This is a genomic window from Staphylococcus simulans (assembly GCF_002902285.1).
GTDB classification, from domain to species: Bacteria; Bacillota; Bacilli; order Staphylococcales; family Staphylococcaceae; genus Staphylococcus; species Staphylococcus simulans.
In genome coordinates this window covers 1-23,258 of record NZ_PPRU01000018.1, presented here as the reverse complement: position 1 = coordinate 23,258, position 23,258 = coordinate 1, and the positions used below count along the sequence as shown (strand labels likewise).

Here is a 23,258-nt window from a genome sequence, read left to right as displayed (position 1 = left end):
GCTGTACATCATAAAATCAATTAAATTTTTCTGCTTATTAAGATTCATCCTTCAAATAATCTAATACAACCGTACCGACAGCTTCAGCCGCTGTCATCATTGAAGATTCACTGATATTAAATTTAGGATGATGATGCGGATAAACTTCACCTTCTTCAGGTGCTGCTCCTGCATAAATGAATACACTTGGTACTTCTTTCGCATAGTATGCAAAGTCTTCTGATGGCGGCCATGGATCACAACGTTCTACTTTTTGAATCGCAGAACGTTCTGCGTTATTTAAGGTTTCAGCTACGTACTCTGTAAAGTCTGGGTCATTGTATACTGCTGGATAATCATCTAGATACTCATAGTCGCAAGTCACACCAAATGTTGTTTCTAAACCATCGACGACACGTTGTAACTCTTGTGCGATTTTATCTTTCGTTTCATCATGCAGGCCACGCACGTCACCTTCGATTTCCACTTTATCTTTAATAATATTAAACTGACCTTTCGCATCGAAAGAACCGATTGAAACGACACCCGTTTCAAATGGGCTGATACGTCTTGAGACTACACTTTGTACCGTTGTCACAAAGTTCGCACCCGCTACAATCGCATCATTTGCGTCATGTGGAGAAGAACCGTGTCCGCCTTTACCGTGAATGACTAATTTAAAGTAACCACGTGCAGTTTGTACGTTGCCTTCACGATAATAAATCGTACCACGTTCACCATTACTCATAACGTGTACACCTAAGACATGGTCTACACCCTCTAGCACACCATCTTTAATCATACCGATGGCACCACCTGGCGGCATTTCTTCAGCTGGTTGATGAATCACGACCACTTTTCCAGAAAATTGTTCTTTCATTTCAATCAACGTTTCAGCCAAAATCAACATATACGCCGTATGTGCATCATGCCCGCACGCATGCATCACGCCTGGATTCTCTGACGCAAATGGCAGTCCTGTTGCCTCTTCAATCGGTAAAGCATCAAAGTCAGCACGAATCGCAATCGTTTTCCCTGGTTTACCGCTATCTATAGTGACTTTCACCCCATTATCACCGACGTTTGTTTCTACTAAACAATCCTTATCTTTATAGAAATCCGCAATATACTTTGGCGTTTCTACTTCTTTAAATGACAACTCCGGATGTGCATGTAAATACCGTCTGATTTCGACCATACGTTCTTCTTTCTCTTGTAAACGTTTGATTAATTCTGAACTCATATTCCCTCTCCCCTTTTATTATTTAACTATTGTGATTATTCAAAATATAATACTTACACTCTAACATACTTATCCTTTTTAAGTATAAAAATAACTTAGTATTAAGAAAGAAAAACAGAAACCACATGACGTGATTTCTGCCTTTAATAATTGTTTTTATTTATCGTGTAGTGCTTCTTTCAATTCATCACTTGAGTTATCCCACATGTCTTTATCATGATTTTTTAAGAAATCACGGATAATCTCAATATTTTCATCACCGATATGATCAATGACAATTTTATGTTTCATAGATTTATCCATCATGTTGACATGTTCAGGCATACTCTTATAACCTCTACGGATTTTCTTGTTCACTAATAAATAACAAGCTGTCAATCCAGCATAGTAAGCACCTTGTTCACCACGTTCAGTTGTCACCCAGCATAACCAATAAGCTTTTGCTTCAGGGCCTTCAACAGTTTCTTTATCTGTAATCCATTTAACACCCTTTTCAACATCTGCACGTGCATGCATCGCACCAATATCAATAAATGCTTCTTTCTCTTGTAAATCTATAAATACAGGTGCAACGTTATCCAAACTGATTGCCCCGATATTCGTTCCTTTATGGCCATCTAACGGGTCATTTTTAATAATATTGAATTGAAAACCCTTATTCTCTGCCACAAGCCACACCTCCATTTTTAATTACCTTTATCTATTTTACCGTATCATCTGATACTTTTCGAACACAATCGTTTGACTATCAATTCAATTCGTTCAAAATACTGAGAATACGTTCACGAACTTTGTCATCTTCAATGTGATGCACCAGTTCTTTAGGATAATATAATTTATAATCTTGGCGATTAATGCCTGTAATACTTTGAATAATCATAGATTGACTGCTGATTTCTCTAATATTGCCATTACGTTGCAGTAGATGAATCGGTTGGCGATTAGACCCCGGGCGGTCATAATCATAAGGCAAATCAGAGAAAGATTCACTGACGAAGTAATAATCTGGATTAATACCGCCCGCTTCAAACAGCTCTCTTAATTCATTCATCGTAATAATCGAGCCGTCAAACGGCAGATGTTTAAATAAATCGCGGTTAATAAAACGGCGTGCTAAGTCGCTTAAAATGGTATCATCTTCTTTAACCCAAGCTTTCAAATAATAAAGTACGACCGCTTCATCCAACTCTACATACTGTTCAATCGTCATCGTTCCTTCAAAGAACGGAATAAAGTCTTTAGGGAACAATTTAAATTGATAACCTGATTGATATAATTCCTTCGCACGTTTTAAACAATTGTTTAAAATCACTTCTCCAGCACGACTTACCGGATGGAAATAAATCTGCCAATACATTTGATAACGGCTCATAATAAAGTTCTCTACCGCATGCATCCCGCTTTCTTTAATCAACACTTCATCTTTAGTTGGACGCATTAATCTTAAAATACGTTCCATATCAAACATCCCATAAGAGACTCCTGTAAAATAAGCATCGCGTTGTAAATAATCCATACGGTCTGCGTCAATTTGTGATGAAATCATAGAAATCACCAGCTTATTCGGATGTGTTTTATTGATGACATCAGCAACAGCTTTCGGGAAATCCGGTGATACTTTACTTAATACCGCATTAACTTCTGTATCCCCTGTAATAATCGCTTGTGTAAATGCCTCGTGATCGGTATTGAAGATTTTCTCAAAACTATGAGAGAACGGCCCATGGCCTAAATCATGAAGGAGTGCTGCACATAATGCCAACAGACGATCATCATTATTCCATGCTTCACGTCCCGCAAATGATTCATCGATGATGCGACGTACAATTTCATAGACGCCTAATGAATGGCCGAAGCGGCTATGTTCTGCTGTATGGAAAGATAAATACAACGTACCGAGTTGTTTGATACGACGCAAGCGTTGGAACTCTTTTGTTTTCACCAAATCCCAAATCACTTGGTCTTTGACATGAATATAGCGATGAATCGGATCTTTGAATACTTTCTCTTCATATAATTTTTGAGTACCGTAATCTGTCTCAGCCATGAGTATCCCTCCATCGTGTTAGCATTATTTTCATTAAAATGCTTTCTTCATCAAGGCAAGGTCCATTACTTCACCGTATACTTCACGGTTATACGCACGCACCATTTCAAATCCTTGTTGACGGTAGTATTCAACACCCTCTTCGTTTTGGTTATCCACTTCAAGATACACTGCATCATATTGTCCTTTAAAGTGTTCTAACCCTTTCTTAAGCAACGCTGTACCATAACCTTTACGTTGTGCTTTAGGGTGAATATAATGTGCAGATAAGAAAAGTTCGCTGCCGTTAATAAAATTCGCAAACCCGACAATTTCGCCTTCTTCTTCTGCCACTAAAAATAATTGTTCTTTTAATCGTTTAAGTAAATGCTGCTCGTTATAAGCTGCTGTAAGCAATTCATTCACTGTTGTCGCAGCATAAATATTTAAATACGTGTCATACCATGCTTTTGTTGCCACATCTCTGATGCCGACAACATCTGCTGGTGTTGCTTCTCTCACTGTACGCATCGTTAATCACGTCTCCTTACATAGTTCAACTTTCAAAATGAATAAATTAATTATATCATATAGTTTCTCAAATTGTGGTAAAACGCACTCTCATTTTACCTTGTACTTATCATCTTTACCCTGTTTTTTCATTGTCTTTAACTTTTACATTTAAAAGCCTTTTTTCATACTCTAATTTTTATTATACTTAAAATCTCTTTGCTCGATATTTACGTATTAAGCAAAATTCATGAAGGTGCTCTAACCCATATCGTGTATTAATTCCGCCCTATTTACACTAAAATTGAACAAAAAGTAAAGTTTTTGTAAAAAAGATGAATAACTCATATATAAGCGGGGTATATGAATTTTGCAAGAAGAAACTCAAGGTACCCTATCTAATTATGCTTAAGGGACTAAAAATTCAATAAAAGGTGATTAAAATATGGATGATACGAGCTTTGGTAACATTTATATTGACTCACAACCTGTTACGTTAGATTGGGACACTTTAGTTACAGATGAATCAGAAATGGTGGTAGATGGTATTCCACCTTCACTGATTGATAAATGGGTGAAACGTAAAGAATTAATCCCGTCTTATACTAAAGATAATTTACGTCACTTCTATACTAAAGATGTCTTAAATGCGTGCAGATCTTATGTGGAAGTTTACTAAAAGAATCAAACATCACGAGTGCAGTCACATCATGTTCATTAAACAGTCAATATAGAAACGAATCTCGCGATAGTTATAACGATAAGAAAGTAGGCCCGTTGTCTGGTAGCACACCAGTCATACGGGCCTGTTTTTTATATACTTTGTATCATTATTTTGCTTGTTTACGTTTGGCTAATTTTTCTTTTAATTTTCGATCTTGTTCTTCTTTTCTGCGTTTACGTTCTTCATTACGTTTACGTAAACGTTCTTCCTCTTCAGGGTCGCGAGGTTTTTGAAGTTGCTTCTCAACTTTTTCCATCAATTCATCTTCCGTCAATGCGGCTAATGGACGGTTATTCACGAAAGCAAATGTCTTTCTGCGACCTGGACCGCAGTATGATTGGCAGCCCACCTCTATTTCAGCATCTGGATCTAGTTTCTTTAATTTTCTTTCCAAGGATTTGCAATTTACGGCTTGGCAATCATCACAAATCAAAAATTTGTTTTTCACTGCTCTGTCCACCTCACTTTATCTCTATAATTTGTTTTAAACTATTTCAACTTTATCTATTTTACTCTTTTTCCGTAATTTTTCAAGCAACGATTTTGTGACCGCTTTAAACATCAAAAAACTGCCGCACCGTAAAGTTGACCGGTGAGACAGCCTGATGTCTTATTGTCCTTGATAAACGTGGAAAGGTAAAGGCTTAATGTGAGAGGCTTTCCAGCTTTCATAAATAGACTGGCGATGTTTTGAGTCGCCGATAATCGCAATACCGCAATCTCCGCCGCCTGCACCTGATGTTTTGGCAGCTGCGCCGTAGGTTTCTGCGATATCGCATAGTAATTTTAATTGTGGTGTTTCGATGTCTACAATCGCTTGTTTATCCATCATTTGGATGATTGAACGGTTGCGTCTGATCATCGCTTGCACACCTTTTAGGTTGTTGGTTTTGAATGCGTAGATGAGACGTTCTACACAAGATTGCGATTGTTCCAGGAAGCGGCTGTAGAAATCAGGATCTGATTTGAGACGCTTCACTTCACTGACTAAGTAAGGAGAAGAGGCTGGTGAGCCGGTCCAGCCAATTAAGACTTCCATGTTTTCTGGGGCTTGAAGCGGTTCTGTATAAAGACCTGGCCAGTTTTTCTTCACAACTTCTGCGACAGATGACGTTTCAATCTGCTGCATGACCCAGTCATGATCAAACGTACTATAAGCAAGCCAACCTGTGAAAACACTGACTGCAATATCACCGCATGAACTTAAACTTTGTAGTTTCATATTCGCAATGACCGCTAATTTATAAATATTCAGATTAGCTAAGTCTAACTCATAAAATTCATTTAAAGCTTTAACCACTGAAACCAATACTGCAGCACTTGAGCCTAAGCCATATTTATGGCCTGAAGCATCGTCTAAGTTACTATCAATTACTAAATTAAAGTGTCTTAAGGTTTTACCACAGCTTTTAGCGTATTGTTCAAACACTTCTACTGCCGTAATGACGTAAGCTAGTTGTTTTGCCGCATCTGCATCAGATACAGAAATCTTATCACCTTCTCTTTGGAAGGTAATCGGTTCATGGTGTAATGTTTTAGAATGAATAGAACCACCATTGTCTCCAGAAGCTTCAATGCTGGCAGTAACGAAACGATTTACTGCTATTAACACGGATTTATATCCGGGTTCTGTTACCGCATATTCACCTGCAATATAAAGTTTACCTGGGGCTTTGACTTGGATCATAGCTCATCTTCCTCATTTATAATTTCAACGCCTGTACCGATATCACTTGCGATGATCTGGTCTGAATCAAAATACGTTGTTAATTTATCAATCACAGATTGTTGATGTTGTTTTTGTACTAACACTTTTACATTAGGTCCTGCATCCATAGTAAAGTATGCGGGCAGACCTGCTTCACGACATTCATGCACTAAAGCCATTGCGTCATAACTTTCAGGTACTAAATATGTAAATGGCGGTTGTGCACCTAAATTTGTCGCATGCATACGTAAACCATTTTCTTCAAAGACACGACCTAAGCGATCAAAATCTTTATCGGCAATGGCAGCTTTTGCTTCAGCGATATCCGCTTCTACATGATCTAACCAATACTGATAGAAACGTGATGTATTTCTAGTCAATGACATCCCTGCACGACTTTTAACCTTTTTAGATTTTTGATTAATGACTACAAAAATCATCGCTAAGTCATCTTCCCAATGATCTGCATCAATCGCGTGTGCATAAGAGGATTCATCATCATGTCCTTTTTCCCATTCCGCGAATCCGCCAAAGATACTGCGGCTTGCTGAGCCTGAACCACGACGTGCCAAGCGTGATAAGTCTTTATCAGAAAGGTTCATTTCTAACGCTTCATTACATGCAGCAGCTAAAGCCGCAAAAGCACTCGCTGAAGAAGCTAAACCAGCTGCTGTCGGTACAAAGTTTGTACTATCGATACGTGCGTGCAACGCTGTTCCTGCACGTTCTCTGACAAGATCTAAGTATGCTGAAATCTTTTGAGTTTCTTTTTCATCCACTTCTTCACCATTTAAGTAGAAGTAGTCTCGATCTAATTGCGCATCAAATGTTGCGCGTGTCTCTGTATAAAATTTATCTAAAGTTAACGATAGGCTGTTATTCATCGGAATAATCAATGCTTCGTCAGCTTTCCCCCAATACTTAATCAGCGCAATATTGGTATGCGCTCTCGCTTTGCCCGTCTTCACCAATTGAATTAACCTCCTAAATTCTCAATCCATGTATGTTGCGCGCCTGCTTCTTTAACTGCTTGAGCGACTTTTTTCGCTGTCGCATAATCTTTCACTAAAGTAATCACACTGCCGCCACGTCCGCTTCCTGTCAATTTTCCAGCTACTGCACCTGCTTGTTTCGCCACTTGCAGTAAACGGTCAATCTTCGGATGACTGACAGTCAATGTAGATAAGTATGTTTGACACTCATTAAAAATCTCTGCTAAAGATTCAAAGTTATGTGTATTAATCGCTTGATTTGCTTTATGCACCAGACGTCCAATGCGTTCTATAAACGCCATGTTTTCTTGATTGTTTTTCACTAATTCATGCACGTCACTGACAGCTTCTTTGGTATTCCCTTTTATGCCTGTATCTAAAACGACCATATAACCTGCCACATTCAAAGTTTTTAAAGGCGTAAAGACACCTTCTTGGAACCAAGTCGGTTTATTAGAAACAATCGTTTGTGCATCAATGCCGCTTGGTTTACCATGTGCGATCATTTCCGCCCAGTTTACATGTTCAATTAATGTTTCATCAGATAGTGGCTGATCCATAAAATCAAATGCTGCTCTCGTAAAAGCAACCGCTACTGCAGCACTAGAACCTAACCCTCTTGAAGGCGGTAATTGTGCATCAATTTTTATCATTACAGGTGATTCAATATGATTTTCTTCTTCGAATCTGCTGATTAAAGCATGTAAATGTTCAGGGGCATCTGCAATTTCACCTTCGAATACATCACTGATCATCGTTGACACTGCCAATTCTGGCATTTCTTCAATTGTTACTGTCACTTTTCCAGAAGAAAATGGCATCGCAATTGCAGGTTGACCAAATGTTACCGCATGTTCCCCTACTAATATTATTTTCCCATTAGATTCTCCGTAGCCTGTTCGTGTCATATCGCATCACCTTTAGCACTTTCCTAGTTTGTCATGGTATATCTATATTCCACCCTGTTTCTCTGCATGTTAAAACATCCAGTCACTCTCTTTATCTGGGTTGATAGAAAATGACAGGATTAAAAGATGCTGTCTGCGTCTTTTTGTCATTGATATATCCATAATTTATTTCCGACATTCTAATTTTTATCAATTAGCTTGTTCTCTTTTGATATATTTATTCAAACACCGTTTTATTATACCCTATTTTTTGCATTGTTTTATCATACCTAGGTTGTAAAATTAATACCTGATATTAAACTACTTCCCCATTTTACCGAAAATTGATGATGATTTAAACGATTTGTTCATATATCGGTCATAATTTTCACTTTCATGGGTAAATTACAAGAATATTTTTCAAGGCGCACAATATAAAAGGGATGCACCTAGCTTCTCAGCTATTTACATCCCTTTGTGCTTAATCGTCCATTTTAGCGTTGATTTTAGCATTACGTGCAATCATACGTTCGAAATATTTCTCAAAGCGTTCCCACTCTTCTTCACTGATAGGCTCCATATTCAATGTTCCACCTAAATCTTTGATGGCATAGAGTAGTTTAAACATCACATCTTGAACTGTCAGTTCATGTCCGAACAACGTTTCAAGCGAAGCCATACAAGATGGATCGATATCTGGATATTTAAATTTTGTTTCTTCGCCTTGTAGAGCTTTGTCATAGAAAGCCTTCATCATTTCAGCACGTTCTTCACCTGAACCTTCCACACATAAGTACACTTGAACGGCAATGCCGCCTCTGACTCTGCGTTGTGAAATACCCGCGAATTTCTTATCATTGATACTTAAATCAAATTTTCCCGGGCAATAGGAGCGTTCAATTTCTTTCGTTTCAATCGTTACATGTTCATCTTCGAACATTTTATTTACAACTAAATACATTAAATTAAATGCTTCATCAATGGAAATTTCTGTCTTTCCTTTAAAAATCAACGAAAAGTTTAAAATACCTTGATCTAATACAACACCTAATCCACCAGAATTACGGACAATCACATTATAGCCGCGTTCATCGACTAAATAACGAATGCCTTCTTTCAGATGTGGCAGACGTGCATCATGTGTACCTAAAATAACGGTATGTTGATGAATCCAAGTGCGGACTACACTGCAAGATAAATCCTTGCCCACACTTTCTGAAAATGTGTCATCAAACGCAAAAGATTGCATAGGCGCAAACCCTGTTGAATGGTCTACATAGCGCCAATCTTTACCGTCAAAATAACGTTCAGCTAAATCCATTATTGTAATGTTTGCGCTGCAGTGATGATTGATAAGTTGTATACATCTTCAGTTGAGCAACCACGGCTTAAGTCGTTTACTGGAGAATTTAAACCTTGTAAAACAGGTCCGATTGCTTCATATCCGCCTAAACGTTGCGCAATTTTGTAACCGATGTTACCTGCTTCTAAGCTTGGGAATACGAATACATTTGCGTCACCTTTAATTTGTGCATCTGGTGCTTTTTTAGCCGCCACTTCTGGAACGATTGCTGCGTCGAATTGGAATTCACCATCGATAACAACATCTTTTAAGCCTTCTGATTCAGCTTTTTCTTGTGCAGCTTTTGTTGCTTCCGCTACTTTTTCAACATCGTCTGATTTTGCTGAACCTTTTGTTGAGAAGCTTAATAATGCTACTTTAGGATCCATGCCGAAGCTTTTCGCTGTTTTTGCACTTTCTACCGCAATTTCAGCTAAGTCTGTTGCTTCTAATGTAGGGTTGATTGCACAATCACCGAAAACATATTGTTCTTCGCCTTTAATCATGAAGAACACACCTGATGTTTTCGCAACACCTGGTTTAGTTTTGATGATTTGTAGTGCTGGACGAACTGTATCGCCTGTTGAGTGTGCAGCACCGCTGACTAGTCCTTCAGCTTTACCTGCATAAACAAGCATTGTACCGAAGTAGTTTACATTGTTAAGCATATCTTCAGCTTGTTCTTTTGTCGCTTTACCTTTACGACGTTCTACAAATGCGTCTACTAATTCTGGTTTCAAGTCGCTTGTTGAAGGTGTGATGATTTCAATACCTGAAATATCTAAACCTTTGTCTTTCGCTAATGCTTCAATTTTGTCTTGGTCACCTAATACAACAGGTGTTACGAAATCTGAAGCTTGTAATTTTGTTGCTGCAGTCAATACACGTTCGTCTTCACCTTCAGGTAATACAATACGTACATTCTTTCCTGAAAGTTTGTCTTTCAATACATCTAATAAACTAGGCATAATATCCTCCTTGAAAATCTCGCTTTTTAATATTTTTTCATCCATAATTATACGCCATTTGCGAAGTAATTTCCACGTTCCGACCTTTAATCGATTTGTATGCTTTGTCTCTGTCTTTATGATAAAATTTGAATTGAATTAAAAGATATTACAAAAGGAGCGATATTAATGAGTCAAGCAGCAGAAACATTAGATGGTTGGTACAGCCTCCATTTATTATATGCAATCGATTGGCCGACATTACGTCTTGTACCTAATGAAGACCGTCAAGAAATTGTCAAAGAATTCCAAGATTTCTTAGAAAAATTAGGTTCAGTACGTGAGCATCATAACGGTGACCATGTACTTTATAACGTAACAGGTCAAAAAGCTGACATTTTACTTTGGGTATTACGTCCTGAAATGCAAGAATTGAATGCAATAGAACTAGCATTGAACAAATTACGTATCGCAGATTACTTAATCCCGACATACTCATATGTTTCTGTCATTGAATTAAGTAACTATCTTGCTGGAAAATCAGACGAAGACCCATATGAGAACCCTCATGTAAAAGCACGTCTTTACCCTGAATTACCAGAAAAAGAATATATTTGCTTCTACCCAATGAATAAACGTCGTAACGAAACATATAACTGGTACATGCTTTCAATGGAAGAACGTCAAAAATTGATGTATGACCACGGTATGATCGGACGTAAATATGCAGGTAAAATCAAACAATTCATCACAGGATCAGTCGGCTTTGATGATTACGAATGGGGCGTTACACTATTCTCTGATGATGTACTGCAATTCAAAAAAATCGTTTATGAAATGCGTTTCGATGAAACAACAGCACGTTATGGAGAATTCGGTAGCTTCTTTATCGGCCATAGATTACCTGAAGACAGTCTAGAAAAATTCTTCAGTATTTAAATAACGCTACACAAAATAATATAACGAAACTAAGGGACTGACATCGATATCAGTCCTTTCTTTCATATATAAATAGCACCTGCTCTAAAATCAAAGAACAGGTGCACTTCTATGTATAAACTCCTCCAAGGGCTACAAGATAACGTACGTTATTAAGATGGAAGAGAACTCTACAACGCCCCTCTCGCTGTAAGTTCTCTTCAAGTAATCTATAGTAATGGTGTTATTCATTAATTAAAGCAGAAGACTAGACCAGCATTAAGAATTGAACGACACCTATGTACCACATGTACGCTGTCGACACAGCCTGTACGTTAGCGGCACGTTCTTCTCGGCATCATCCACTCTTAATGTCGGTAGCTTCTGCCGTCTAAGCGTACACATGTATGGCTTGAAATACAGTGCCGCTCATCCCTCGTGTAGTGTCCTTGGAGAACTCTGCCAATACTTGTTTAGCTGGTTAACTGATAAGCAGCTACTGTCGCTACTCAGTTAACATGCTTTAACAGCTAACCATTATAACTTTAACCGTTTTGAAATATTTGAAACATTAGATATAGTATGCAAGCATATTATGATACCTAATTAGAAATTATACACATAATATTTTACATTTATCATTTATTGTTTGTATATATCATTTTAACCTCTTTCCACTCTCCTATGTCACTGTTCTTGAAAAAAGTTTACATAATCGAAACGAAATCTTAGGTTGTTTCTCTATGTATTTTCCGACATAATAGGTATACTAATTGAATTTTCTAAAAAGTTTAATATTACATATACAACAAAGGAAAATGAGTGATGTTATGGAACTAGATAATAGAATAAGTTATATAGAAGATACCCCGAAAGAACGCCTTGCGAAAGATACTATCATGTTAGCAGGACGTATTTTATTAGAGTCCGGCGCTGAAGGCACACGTGTAGAGGGAACAATGACACGTATTGCCGAAACACTTGGTTTTTACGAAAGCAACAGCTTCGTCACAAATACAGTTATCAATTTTTTATTAGATAATCAAACGACACCACGCATGTATCGTATTGAGTCACGTGATACCAATCTAATCAAAATTTCACAGACAAACTCTGTTTCTCGTAAGCTTTCGGCAGGAAAAATTGACCTAGAAGAAGCCTATGAGACTTTAAAAAGGATTTATGATGCCAAACAAACCCATGATTTAATTTATAAAGGCATCGCAGCCGCAATTATTTCAATCAGCTTCTTATATTTACAGACTGGTAATTTTGTAGATATTGTTGCTACTATTTTTGCTGGAAGCTTGGGTTATTTGTTAGTCGAAATGTTATATCGTGCGAACTTAAAAACTTTATTTATCCCAGAATTTTTAGGCTCTGTTGTCATTGGAGGCATTGCGATACTCGGTCATAACTTAGTACCAGACGGATCGCTTTCTGCGATTATCATCGCGGCCGTCATGCCGATTGTACCTGGAGTATTGATTACGAATGCAATTCAAGATTTATTCGGCGGTCATATGATGATGTTTACAACCAAATCTTTAGAAGCATTAGTGACTTCATTCGGCATAGGCGCCGGTGTCGGCACAATGCTATTAATATTTTAGGAGGGTGATGACAAGATGCTATTTTGGATTTCACATTTTTTCTTTAGTTATATTGCGTCACTGTTCTTCTGTATTATATTCGATGCGCCGAAACGCATGTACTTTTATGCAGGTTTTGTAGGTGCATGTGGTTGGACGGTCTATATTATTTTATATTCCGGACTCCATATCCATACTATTTACGCCTCTTTCTTTTCAAGTCTCACACTCGGCTTAATCAGTCATATTATGGCACGTTTAAAGAAAGAACCTGTCATTATTTTTATGATTCCTGGTATTATTCCTTTAGTACCTGGAGGATTAGCCTTTGATACAACCAAAAGCTTGATTATATTACAATTCAGCAAGGCTGTACCTACAATGTTGGAGGTTACTTTAATCGCTGGAGCTATCGCAATGGGTTTACTCTTTGCTGATCAGATTGCACGCTTAGTCATTACCAGCAAAAGCAAGCTAACGCCTAAAACAAAACACTAATCTATCACAACCCCTTATAAAAGCTATTGTGAAATGTGCTTTATAAGGGGTTGTTTCTACGTCTCTCCCACTTCAAAATAATTAATTTAAGTATCAAAACAAACTTGTTCTACATAAAAATAATATAAAAGCGCTTGCATTGAATTATCTGAAAATTTAAAATGTAAATAAAGGTATACATAACATCAGGAAGAAGGATAACATCATGAAAAAGTTCAAACTTGTTTTTAAAGGTTCGCTTTCTGAGAAGAAATTTCTAGAACAGAAAAAAGCAGAAGGTTATTATTTAACAGGTGTCATTAATGGTGTTTATACATTTAAGCACAATCCGAAAGTTAAAGACACTCAGCTTCAAACGCACTTTATAGAAACTAAGCATCTTAAAAATGAACATAACATTAAAGACACTTCTCCATTCTTTGCGATTACTACTAAAAAGCTCGACTTATCTCGATACGCCATTGTCTATACGTATTTAAAAGATAAAGACAACCCGATTTATAACAGTACGGATACTCGAATGACAGAGAATCTTTATTTAAAACATCTTCAAAATATATTCTTAGGCATCACCATGGCCATCATGTTTATATGCCTTGGTTTATGGATGTATTTGATTCAACAAAGCTATAAAAATTCTATAGCTGCTGTACCGTTAAAGTTTATGTTGCTTATTTTATTAGGATTATTCATACTCACATTTATCATCAACTATCGTATTAAAACAACTTGTCCGACTCAAGTAGATGAAATTTATCTCAGCTATTCAGTATCTATACAATCAATGGATGGAAAGCCTGATGTTCAACCCCTGCAACATTTAGGAGCTTGGCGTTTTGTGACTGAGAAAAATGGAAAGTATTATTATAATTTATATAGTAAACAGCCAAAAGAAATGCTTATCAACACCTTAAGCCACACCTTAAATATTCAACCAGATCACATTTTTGTATATTCACAATGGGACTTATTCCCTGTCTATATGCATTTCTAGACACTTAACATCATGAAGGAAGTAACATCATGAATTGGAAGCACGTTCAATATTTTTAATTACGCTTATTATTATTCTAATATGCGGGGGCTATTTGATAATAACCAACTACTTATCACATAGTCCTGCATTACTAGACAAAAATAACTGTATCGATTTACTAGAGTATGGTGTCATTACTTTTATTGTCTTATATTTGATTCAAATCAGAAAGGCAAATAAACATAACTAAAACCATAAAATAAATACGCATACTTTCATCGTTTAGAAGGTATGCGTATTTATTTTACTTATCTTTCGACTTAAATCGCTTCATAACGATATTAAATACCATTACACAAGCTGCTCCAAGTATCAATGGGATAGGCTCAAAGATATCCAGCTTATAGTTCACCGCAAGTATTACTCCAATTATTACAGTGATTACAACTAATTTTGTGATATTCATGGTGTCACCTCACTATTTCTTCAGACAAAATAGTGCCTTTCTTTTCAGTCTTAAAATAACGACATCAAACTACATATTCATACATATTATACTATAAAAATCGCCGTTATCCCTTTTTACTACTGAGGAAATAACGGCGATTGATTATTCATCTGATTTTGAGTTTTTAAAACGATTCTTCACAAAATAGATAATCGCAATAATAAGTAAAATAACTAAGACAATAAGTACGATATTTGAGAAAGAATCAAATGCGGCTGAAATTTTCGGCCATGCTTCTCCAGCTTGCTGACCTAAAATTACGAGCACTGTATTCCATATTAATGTACCAAGTGTGGTAAGTATAATAAACGATGTTAAAGGCATATTGGTCGTTCCTGCTGGTATAGAGATCAAACTTCTAATGACAGGAATAAATCGCGCAAAGAAAACAATCTTTTTACCGTGATTATCGAACCAGTCATCTGCCTTTTCGATATCACTCGCTTTAAAACGCAGAATTTTTCCAGTTTTACCATTCGCTAATTTCTGTAAACGTTCTGTAGATAATAAACGACCAACAAAGTAAAGTACAATTGCTCCGAATACAGAACCCAATGTTGCCGCAATAATGACACCTACGATATTCATATCAGAATGTAACGTCAAGAAACCGCTGAAAGTTAAAATCAATTCTGATGGAATGGGTGGAAAAATGTTTTCTAATGCGATTAATAAGAATACACCGAGGTAACCAAATTGATCGATAAACTGCTCGACCATCTTTTCCATATCGTTCCTCCTAAGTGGATTTTCAACAAATACCATGGAATCTCCATTTTATTTGTTTTTAATAACTTATATTATTCCTTTAGTTAATGCAAGTAATTATGCGTGATTATAGTACAGTTGTATCTTTTAAAATTTATGATTTCATAAGAAAAGAGCGATGAACCTCTAATTAGATCATCGCTCTTAATATATAATTTATGCTTTTGTTTGAGTAGGTTCAGAGTCTGGTTCATCTAAGATTTCATCCACTTTTTGTTGACTTGTATCTAAGATTAGTCGACTCAGTTCGTCTTTATCCATATTTTTTAATTTTGGATAACGTACAACGAAGAATGCTAAGCCTAGAACTAACCATACAATCAACGCAATATAAGATGGTGTTGATAAAGCGGCTGGTGATCCTGGGATTAAAAGTAATCCTAAGAAAATAAACGCAAAGATTGAACCGACAATCGCAAATGTTTTATAAATCGGTGCGTAAGTATTACTTTCTTTATTATAACTGAATAATTTCGTTGCTGATAAACATGTCACAAGATATGCGACAGATACACCTGTTGAAGACATATCTACAATCCATGTCAATGCAGTACGTCCTAACCAAGGTGCAATTAATGTTAAAGCACCTAAGAATAAGATTGCGACATATGGCGTCTTAAATCTTGGGTGGATTTTACTGAATACACCAGGCATAATACCTGAACGTCCCATTGAGAATAACAAACGACTTGAACTCATTAAGAAACCATTAAGTCCTGTGAAAATCCCCATAGTAATTGCTACAGCTAAGACAAATAAACCAATATAGCCAAAGGATTGTTGTGTCACAGCACCTGTTACCCATAAGTCGCTGTTTTCTGCGCCACGGCTGCTTAACCAGCCCGTATATAAAATCATTAAAACGTATGTCCCAGCTGCCGCAAGCAAGCTATAAACAATCAATTTAAATGTTTTATTCGGCGCAAAGTCGAATTCTTCCGCGGTCTGTGGAATATTATCAAATCCGACATACGCCCAAGGTGCGACAGCTACAATCATAATAATTGATGTAAACCATCCTTTTTTCTCCTCAGCTAAAGGTTGTAAGTTGCTCAATGAGAAACCACTACCGAAAAATGATCCGAAAAACATTAATAAAACAACGACTACCATTGCGATACAGAAGTAGTACTGCAGACTACCTGAAACTTGTGCACCACGAATGGTAATAAATGTAAAGAGTAAAAGTAAAGCTGTTGCGATAATAATTTCGGTAATGTAAACATCCCATCCAGCGATGGTATATAGCTTACCGTGTTCAAGTACGCCCGGCATCATAAACTTCAAGAGTAAGCTAAACGCAGTGGCATTCAATGCGACCACACAAATATAACCGAATGTCAGGAACCATGATGAGAAGAAGCTGACATACCTCCCGAAGCTTAAATAACTGAACGCAAATGCACCCCCAGATACTGGGAAGTGTTTCACTAATGCGCCATAACTCACGCCAATAATAATCATTAGTAATGCACCAATTGTAATCCCGATTGCTGCTGCGATAGAACCAGATTGACTGATCCAGTCCCCTGGTAAAATAAATGACCCCCAACCTATACATGAACCATAGGCAATGGCCCATACAAATTTCTCAGATAGGTTTTGTTGTAAATCTCCTCGGTCTACTTTTTTATGGTGTCTTTTCTCTATTTTTCCCATAATAAAAATTCACCTCATTCGATACATTATACCCTGTGAGGTGAATTTTTGAACCGTTTATTTATTTATTTTTTTAATTTTAGTGTTTGTACGAGTAAAGTTACCCAAGAAGCGATAAATAACACTCCGCCGATTGGTGTAATTGCACCTAATGGTTTAATTTGTGTTAATGATAAAGTGTATAATGAGCCACTGAAGATAACAATACCGCCAAGCATCATCCAACCTGCAGCTTTTAAGTTCAATTTAGTTGTACCGCTTAAGATACCAATGCCGATTAAACCTAAGCTGTGATACATTTCATATGTTGTTGCTTTGTTCCATACATCTAAATAATGCGGTGATAATTTATCTGCTAATGCGTGTGCACCAAACGCACCAGTCGCAACTGAAAGTGCTGCACACCCAGCGCCAATTGCTACGAACGTTTTCATCGTTTTAAAGTTCATATAAAGTCTCTCCTTTGTCATTAAAAGTCAAAAATAGAATCGCCATTTCCTAATTCGTCATCAGTTACCATTTTATTAGAGTTCCCCGGTGGTGTCGATAAATTCGATGAGTTCTGTTGCGATGACACTTTCCCACCCATCGCTTTAATTTCTGCCGCTGATACTTGTGAATGTGAACTTGTCGTATAACTTGGAGACGTCACTGAAGGCGCTTGCTGATACGGCATACTTGTTTGTTTTGATGAACGTGCAGGCACGTCACTTGAATCACTATCTGTATACAGTGAAGTCAGTGTATGAATCGCATACATATGCTTGCTAAATTCCGCTTCACTCGCCGCTTCATCCGCTTGTACTAATTCACGTTCAATTAACGCAATTAACTTCTCTTTATTCATCCATAGCCTCCTCACCACACCAATTTATTGGTGTTTGATGATGTGCTTCTAAATAAGCATTCGCTTGAGAATACGGCTTAGATCCAAAGAAACCGCGATACGCTGATAATGGACTTGGATGTACTGACTTAATCACATCATGTTTAGACGTATCTATTAACTTCTCTTTTTGTTGTGCAGGTTTACCCCACAAAATAAAGACCACATGGTCACGCTGTTCAGAAACGGTTTTAATAACCTCATCCGTAAAGATTTCCCAACCGATACCACGGTGTGAATGAGCTTCACCTTTACGCACAGTTAAGACAGTATTTAATAATAACACGCCTTCTTTCGCCCAATCTTGCAAGTGAGATACTGTTCTCTTGCAGCCGATATCATCTTCTAGTTCTTTATACATATTGCGTAAAGAAGGTGGGAACTTTCCTTCTGGCTGAACAGAGAATGCTAGTCCATGCGCTTGTTTAGGGCCGTGATATGGGTCTTGACCTAAGATAACGACCTTTACTTTATCAAAAGGCGTTAAATCAAACGCTTGATATATATTTTCTCTATCAGGATAAACTATTTTTGTCGTATATTCTTTTTCTAAAAAATCATGCATTGCTTTGAAATCATGACGATTTGTTATATCATGAAATACTTCAGACCACTCCATGGTATCACCTCAAAACTATGATAACACACGATATATCAAAAAGTTCAATCCACCCTTGTAAACATGTTATTATAGAGTAAAAGAAACGTTAGGGAGTGTATGAACATATGGCATTGAAAAAAGTATTAACAATTGCAGGCTCAGATACAAGTGCAGGAGCTGGCATGCAAGCAGATTTAAAAACATTCCAAGAATTAGACACTTATGGAATGGTTGCTTTAGCAGCAATCGTGACAATGGACAAAGAAACATGGTCACACGATGTAACACCAATTCCTTTCGACGTATTTAACAAACAATTAGAAACAGCAATCTCTATTGGACCAGACGCTGTCAAAACAGGTATGTTAGGTACTGAAGAAGTCATCAAACGTGCAGGAGAAGCATTTGAAAAGTCAGGTGCGAAATACTTCGTTGTTGACCCAGTTATGGTTTGTAAAGGTGAAGATGAAGTACTCAACCCAGGTAATACAGATGCAATGATTAAATATCTATTACCTAAAGCAACAGTTACAACACCTAACCTATTTGAAGCTGGTCAGTTATCTGGATTAGGCACATTAAAATCTATCGATGATATGAAAAAGGCAGCTAAAATCATTTATGATCAAGGTGCACAAAATGTAGTCATCAAAGGTGGTAAAGCATTAGATCAAGAAAAATCTTATGACTTATACTACGACGGCGATAAATTCTATCAATTAACAACAGATATGTTCCAACAAAGTTATAACCATGGTGCTGGTTGTACGTTCGCAGCAGCCACAACGGCCAACCTAGCAAACGGTCAATCACCTAAAGATGCAGTTGTTAACGCAAAAGCATTCGTCGCATCTGCAATTAAAAATGGTTGGAAAATGAACGACTTCGTAGGTCCTGTAGACCACGGTGCTTATAACCGTATCGAAAAAATCGATGTAGACGTTCAAGAAGTTTAATCTAATAATCAATAAAATGAATGTCAGAATATAAATGTTCCAATATTCAAAAGGACGATTTTCGCAAAATGAAAATCGTCCTTTTACTATTTAATAAACCTTCTAATACACGTTTGTGTTTCAAAGCCAAGGAAAATCTAGATCTTTTCTTCGGCTTTATTATTTGGATGAATCCAATTGGTACTATTCATATAAATACACACCTAGTTATACTTCCACTTTGAAATCAGTAACATTTGGAATCTTAAGTTCTGGGTGCGCTTGCAGATAATCAATAATCAGTTGTGCTCCTTCAGTTTGAATATCTTCAACAATTTTATCCGCACTGAACATCGGATAATTCCCCCCGCCTACTGCACGATAGTTATTTAAGACAACCTTATAAGTCTCTTTCATATGGATCGGATTCCCTTGATAATCTAATTGCACGACACGTGAACCGACAGGGTTGCTGACTTTAATGGTATAACTGATACCTGAGTAAATATCATAATTGTAATGTTGCGGCTTGGGATAAATGAATTCTGGGTTCACAGTGACTTGGCCATCATCGACAGAAAAATATTCTGCGGTTAATTCAATCGCATCTTTAATATCCTGTCCTGTCAGTTCAAGTACATTGAACGTATTAGGAAATGGATAATTATTTAAGACATCCCGCATAGTCACTTCGTTTCCGAATCCACTAGACAAATCAAACAACGCAGATGCTGCAATATCAGCACCGCTCACATCCATTAAGATGTAATTTAAGAAATTAATGTAAGGATGCGGTGTTGTGCGGGCGACAAATGCATCATCTACAATCATCGTCTCCTCTAATCGCGCAATCGGCACATCTAGCCAAGCATCCACTTCCGCATCAAATGCGGCCATTTTTTGTGCGAATTCAGGCTCTGTATCAGAAGCAGGTGTTAATGTTTCATTACTAAGCAGACTGACTTCCGCATTTTGTATTTTGCCTCTTTCAACGTCTAAGATGATTCTTCCTACCTTCTCACCTTTCGCACCGGGCTGGATGACTGGGATATCATAAACAGTTTCCGCAATTTCACGATGTTGATGTCCTGTGATGAGTAAGTCAATATCTTGATGGAACTGCTTCAACATCGCATAACCTTCGTTTTCTCCTGTCAGGTCTTCCGTCGGTTCGCCTGTTGTTAAATCACATTCAAAACCACCGTGATAACAAACCGCAATAATATCCGCATGTGCTTTCACTTCTGGCAGCCAACGTTCTAAAGCGGTTGCTGCGCTTTCGAAGGTAAGACCTTCAATATGTGCTGCTTGTTCCCAATGAGGAATATATTGTGTCGTTAATCCGATGATTCCGATAATCAACCCGCCGCGTTCAATATAGCGTACACCGTGGCCTGTGAACGGTTCGCCATCTTTTAAAATATTAGCAGACAATACAGGATAATTGAGTGCCTCTAGTGTCTGGTTTAAATACGACATACCGAAGTTGAATTCATGGTTGCCGATCACACCTGCATCGAATTTGAAATGGTTATAAATATACGCTAATTGTTTTGCTGAACCAAGTTCTTTGGCTAGATAATGACCCAGCGGAGAACCTTGTAAGAAGTCACCGTTGTCAATGAGAACGTGAAGCGGGTAATTGACTTTATCCTGATTGATGAGTTGTTCCGCATGTAATAAACCCAGCGGCAATTGTTGTTGTCTTTCTTGATAATTCGTCGGGAAAATATATCCATGCACATCACTGACGATGTAAAAAGCTATCTGTGTCACTGTGATTCCTCCTGAAATACGTTAATTGATTTGAATAGGTTGTGTCTTAATCGTTGTATCGCCTTGTTTTAACCTTACATTTGCGTCACCTTTAAAATCAGAAGCTGTTTTACCTTCGAATGTTAATACAGCATTGCCTTGACTATCTGTTTTCACTTGTTGCGGTGTACTGTAACCTGGCGTTGTATTTTCTCCAAATATACCTAATTGTTGACCGCCTTCTGCATAAATACCTAGACGTATATTAGAGAGTGTTTGATTTTTCGGTTGATGCTTTAATGTTACTTTAACTGAAAATGTACTGCCCGCCTCTAAATTACTTGGTAATTCGAAAGACACCCCGCTGCTGTTTAATTTCGTATTAGATGTGTTGCCATCCGGCTCTTGATTGTCTTCTGGTTGTTCTGGTTTTACAGTATCATCCTTATTTTCTTTTGCACCAAAGCTGCCTGCCGCAAAAGTAGAACGGTCATACCACTTATAATGGCTTGGTGGTGTATTCCAAGGCTCTTGTTGCGGTTCTGTAGAATTTTCAGGTTGCTCGAAATCTTTTAGTGCAGTGGCTTTATCTTTTGAAACACCTAATCCTGTAATTGAATCTGCATTTTCTGATTTACCTAACCATGTCGTAAGATTTTTAAGCAATTGTGCGTTGTCTGCTTCTTTAAACCCATCATATGTCTTCTTAGCTTGACCGTTATCTTCACGTTTATATTTAGGAGAACTATCTTCTACTAATGAAGAATCTCCAATAAAGGCTGCTTTACCTTTTCCGACTTTTGAAACCGCAATATAAGGTCCCTCTGCTTGACCGCCGCCATTATAAACACCTTCGTCTACCGCATGTCCCCATTTCTGCTTAGCAGTCAGACCCTCAGGTGTGAAAACAATTCCTTTAGCTTTATCAGGATTTGTAATCGCAAGTGTAGAACCTGCATGCATTGTGACACTTTTGACATTGTCTGTGATTCCTAAACCTTCTTTCCCTTGTAACATATGAGAGGTTGTTAAATTATTTAAAGCGTTATATCTAAAGCGTACGCCAAATGTTTGTGCTAACCAGTCTGTACTTTGAACATCTTGCATCGCTTTAGATTTACGTTCCCCGTCCGTCATACCTTTTGTCATATCTGAATATGCGCCTCTGCGATAACCATTCATCGCTTCTGATGAATCAATTCGGTTTAAGTTGCGATCGGCGTTATAGTGATCAGAAATAAATAGAATACTGCCTCCTTGTTGTGTGAAATCAGTCATTGCTTTTTGTTCTGAGGTTTTAAAAGGAATGTTTGCTTCTGGAATAACCAATATCTTTTTACCTTTTAAGGCTTGTGGTGTGATATTAGATTCCCCGCGCAGTTCTGTCACCTTATACCCTTGTTTCACAATACTGTTTGCATAATCTGAGAAGCCGCCATCAATCGTCCAGTCTGCTGCTCCTGCAGTTTGTCCGTGTGAATTATCAAATACTACTTCTCCTTTTTGGTTCGTACCGATAGCCGGTGCTGCTTGTGCAGCATTTGAGTATGTATCAATTGGAACAGTAGTGATGGAAATTGTAGAAATAGCTAAAGCTGCAAAAAATTTGTTTAATTTTCTCACTTTTAAAATACCTCCAAATGTAAATTCTGTCTTTATTATAGAACCTGTCATAGTTTAGAGACATAAGATGAACGAAAATTTACAATAACTAAATTTAGATTTAACAATATTAAACTAAAGAATTGATTATATTAAATATTTACCTAAACTTAACAATTAATATATTGTATCATATTTACAA

At 37.3% G+C, this 23,258-nt stretch carries 23 protein-coding genes; 6 read left to right on the top strand and 17 right to left on the bottom strand.

Annotated features, from left to right (window positions below; translation table 11 throughout):
• Positions 1 to 37 precede the first annotated feature (37 nt).
• The 4 genes from CD112_RS04800 to CD112_RS04785 all read right to left on the bottom strand — a co-directional run bounded on the left by CD112_RS04800 (position 38) and on the right by CD112_RS04785 (position 3,779).
• Positions 38 to 1,222 carry an amidohydrolase gene (locus CD112_RS04800; protein ID WP_103363945.1) on the bottom strand — a complete coding sequence of 395 codons (1,185 nt, stop codon included), beginning with the start codon at positions 1,220 to 1,222 and terminating at the stop codon, positions 38 to 40.
• 156 nt (positions 1,223 to 1,378) lie between these two features.
• Entirely contained in the window at positions 1,379 to 1,906 is a 528-nt protein-coding gene (locus tag CD112_RS04795; protein ID WP_096754501.1) for a YwhD family protein, read from the bottom strand.
• Between the two features lie 64 nt (positions 1,907 to 1,970).
• The gene (locus CD112_RS04790) at positions 1,971 to 3,269 is read right to left on the bottom strand and encodes an HD domain-containing protein (RefSeq protein ID WP_057510145.1); all 1,299 of its coding nucleotides are present in this window, start codon (positions 3,267 to 3,269) and stop codon (positions 1,971 to 1,973) included.
• Positions 3,270 to 3,302: 33 nt separating this feature from the next.
• Positions 3,303 to 3,779, bottom strand: a complete 477-nt coding sequence (locus CD112_RS04785; protein ID WP_060803731.1) for a GNAT family N-acetyltransferase — start codon at positions 3,777 to 3,779, stop codon at positions 3,303 to 3,305.
• Positions 3,780 to 4,203: 424 nt separating this feature from the next.
• Between CD112_RS04785 and CD112_RS04780 the strand changes: the two genes are divergently transcribed.
• Positions 4,204 to 4,437, top strand: a complete 234-nt coding sequence (locus CD112_RS04780; protein WP_002481387.1) for a hypothetical protein — start codon at positions 4,204 to 4,206, stop codon at positions 4,435 to 4,437.
• A gap of 151 nt (positions 4,438 to 4,588) precedes the next feature.
• On the opposite strand, the gene CD112_RS04775 is transcribed toward CD112_RS04780, so the two are convergent.
• From CD112_RS04775 to pta, 6 genes are all read right to left on the bottom strand, one after another.
• Positions 4,589 to 4,930, bottom strand: a complete 342-nt coding sequence (locus CD112_RS04775; RefSeq protein ID WP_002481386.1) for a YuzB family protein — start codon at positions 4,928 to 4,930, stop codon at positions 4,589 to 4,591.
• A 162-nt stretch (positions 4,931 to 5,092) separates the two neighbouring features.
• Entirely contained in the window at positions 5,093 to 6,169 is a 1,077-nt protein-coding gene (locus CD112_RS04770; protein WP_023015468.1) for a phosphomevalonate kinase, read from the bottom strand.
• Positions 6,166 to 7,161, bottom strand: coding sequence for a diphosphomevalonate decarboxylase (mvaD, locus tag CD112_RS04765; RefSeq protein WP_061054899.1), 996 nt, complete (start codon positions 7,159 to 7,161; stop codon positions 6,166 to 6,168). Before mvaD ends, CD112_RS04770 begins: the two co-directional genes overlap by 4 nt.
• Positions 7,162 to 7,166: 5 nt before the next feature.
• On the bottom strand, positions 7,167 to 8,090 hold the full coding sequence (gene mvk, locus CD112_RS04760; protein WP_002481383.1) for a mevalonate kinase: 924 nt from the start codon (positions 8,088 to 8,090) through the stop codon (positions 7,167 to 7,169).
• 460 nt (positions 8,091 to 8,550) lie between these two features.
• Positions 8,551 to 9,390: a lipoate--protein ligase family protein gene (locus CD112_RS04755; protein WP_002481382.1), complete on the bottom strand. Its 840-nt coding sequence runs from the start codon at positions 9,388 to 9,390 to the stop codon at positions 8,551 to 8,553.
• Positions 9,390 to 10,379 (bottom strand): phosphate acetyltransferase, encoded by a 990-nt coding sequence (pta, locus tag CD112_RS04750; protein WP_057510141.1) that lies wholly within the window; start codon positions 10,377 to 10,379, stop codon positions 9,390 to 9,392. Before pta ends, CD112_RS04755 begins: the two co-directional genes overlap by 1 nt.
• 168 nt (positions 10,380 to 10,547) lie before the next feature.
• Between pta and hemQ the strand changes: the two genes are divergently transcribed.
• From hemQ to CD112_RS04730, 4 genes are all read left to right on the top strand, one after another.
• Complete coding sequence (hemQ, locus tag CD112_RS04745; protein ID WP_023015472.1) at positions 10,548 to 11,297, top strand: hydrogen peroxide-dependent heme synthase; 750 nt, start codon at positions 10,548 to 10,550, stop codon at positions 11,295 to 11,297.
• Between the two features lie 809 nt (positions 11,298 to 12,106).
• Positions 12,107 to 12,889, top strand: coding sequence for a threonine/serine exporter family protein (locus CD112_RS04740; protein ID WP_002481379.1), 783 nt, complete (start codon positions 12,107 to 12,109; stop codon positions 12,887 to 12,889).
• 15 nt (positions 12,890 to 12,904) lie between these two features.
• Positions 12,905 to 13,366 carry a threonine/serine exporter family protein gene (locus tag CD112_RS04735; protein WP_002481378.1) on the top strand — a complete coding sequence of 154 codons (462 nt, stop codon included), beginning with the start codon at positions 12,905 to 12,907 and terminating at the stop codon, positions 13,364 to 13,366.
• A 205-nt stretch (positions 13,367 to 13,571) separates the two neighbouring features.
• Positions 13,572 to 14,360 (top strand): hypothetical protein, encoded by a 789-nt coding sequence (locus CD112_RS04730; RefSeq protein ID WP_103363944.1) that lies wholly within the window; start codon positions 13,572 to 13,574, stop codon positions 14,358 to 14,360.
• Between the two features lie 592 nt (positions 14,361 to 14,952).
• Here CD112_RS04730 and CD112_RS04725 read toward each other — a convergent pair.
• The 5 genes from CD112_RS04725 to CD112_RS04705 form a co-directional block, all read right to left on the bottom strand.
• Positions 14,953 to 15,579: a DedA family protein gene (locus CD112_RS04725; protein WP_023015475.1), complete on the bottom strand. Its 627-nt coding sequence runs from the start codon at positions 15,577 to 15,579 to the stop codon at positions 14,953 to 14,955.
• Positions 15,580 to 15,774: 195 nt separating this feature from the next.
• Positions 15,775 to 17,277: an APC family permease gene (locus tag CD112_RS04720; RefSeq protein ID WP_002481373.1), complete on the bottom strand. Its 1,503-nt coding sequence runs from the start codon at positions 17,275 to 17,277 to the stop codon at positions 15,775 to 15,777.
• Between the two features lie 65 nt (positions 17,278 to 17,342).
• A complete protein-coding gene (locus CD112_RS04715; RefSeq protein ID WP_002481372.1) occupies positions 17,343 to 17,726 on the bottom strand; it encodes a DUF423 domain-containing protein in 384 nt (127 codons plus the stop codon).
• A gap of 20 nt (positions 17,727 to 17,746) precedes the next feature.
• On the bottom strand, positions 17,747 to 18,124 hold the full coding sequence (locus tag CD112_RS04710) for a DUF5327 family protein (protein WP_061054901.1): 378 nt from the start codon (positions 18,122 to 18,124) through the stop codon (positions 17,747 to 17,749).
• Complete coding sequence (locus tag CD112_RS04705; RefSeq protein ID WP_061054902.1) at positions 18,117 to 18,782, bottom strand: uracil-DNA glycosylase; 666 nt, start codon at positions 18,780 to 18,782, stop codon at positions 18,117 to 18,119. Before CD112_RS04705 ends, CD112_RS04710 begins: the two co-directional genes overlap by 8 nt.
• A gap of 107 nt (positions 18,783 to 18,889) precedes the next feature.
• Between CD112_RS04705 and thiD the strand changes: the two genes are divergently transcribed.
• A complete protein-coding gene (gene thiD / locus CD112_RS04700; RefSeq protein ID WP_103363943.1) occupies positions 18,890 to 19,720 on the top strand; it encodes a bifunctional hydroxymethylpyrimidine kinase/phosphomethylpyrimidine kinase in 831 nt (276 codons plus the stop codon).
• Between the two features lie 207 nt (positions 19,721 to 19,927).
• On the opposite strand, the gene CD112_RS04695 is transcribed toward thiD, so the two are convergent.
• Positions 19,928 to 21,475, bottom strand: a complete 1,548-nt coding sequence (locus CD112_RS04695; RefSeq protein ID WP_096754497.1) for a bifunctional metallophosphatase/5'-nucleotidase — start codon at positions 21,473 to 21,475, stop codon at positions 19,928 to 19,930.
• A 21-nt stretch (positions 21,476 to 21,496) separates the two neighbouring features.
• On the bottom strand, positions 21,497 to 23,128 hold the full coding sequence (locus CD112_RS04690; protein WP_231291633.1) for a DNA-binding protein: 1,632 nt from the start codon (positions 23,126 to 23,128) through the stop codon (positions 21,497 to 21,499).
• Positions 23,129 to 23,258: the final 130 nt, after the last annotated feature.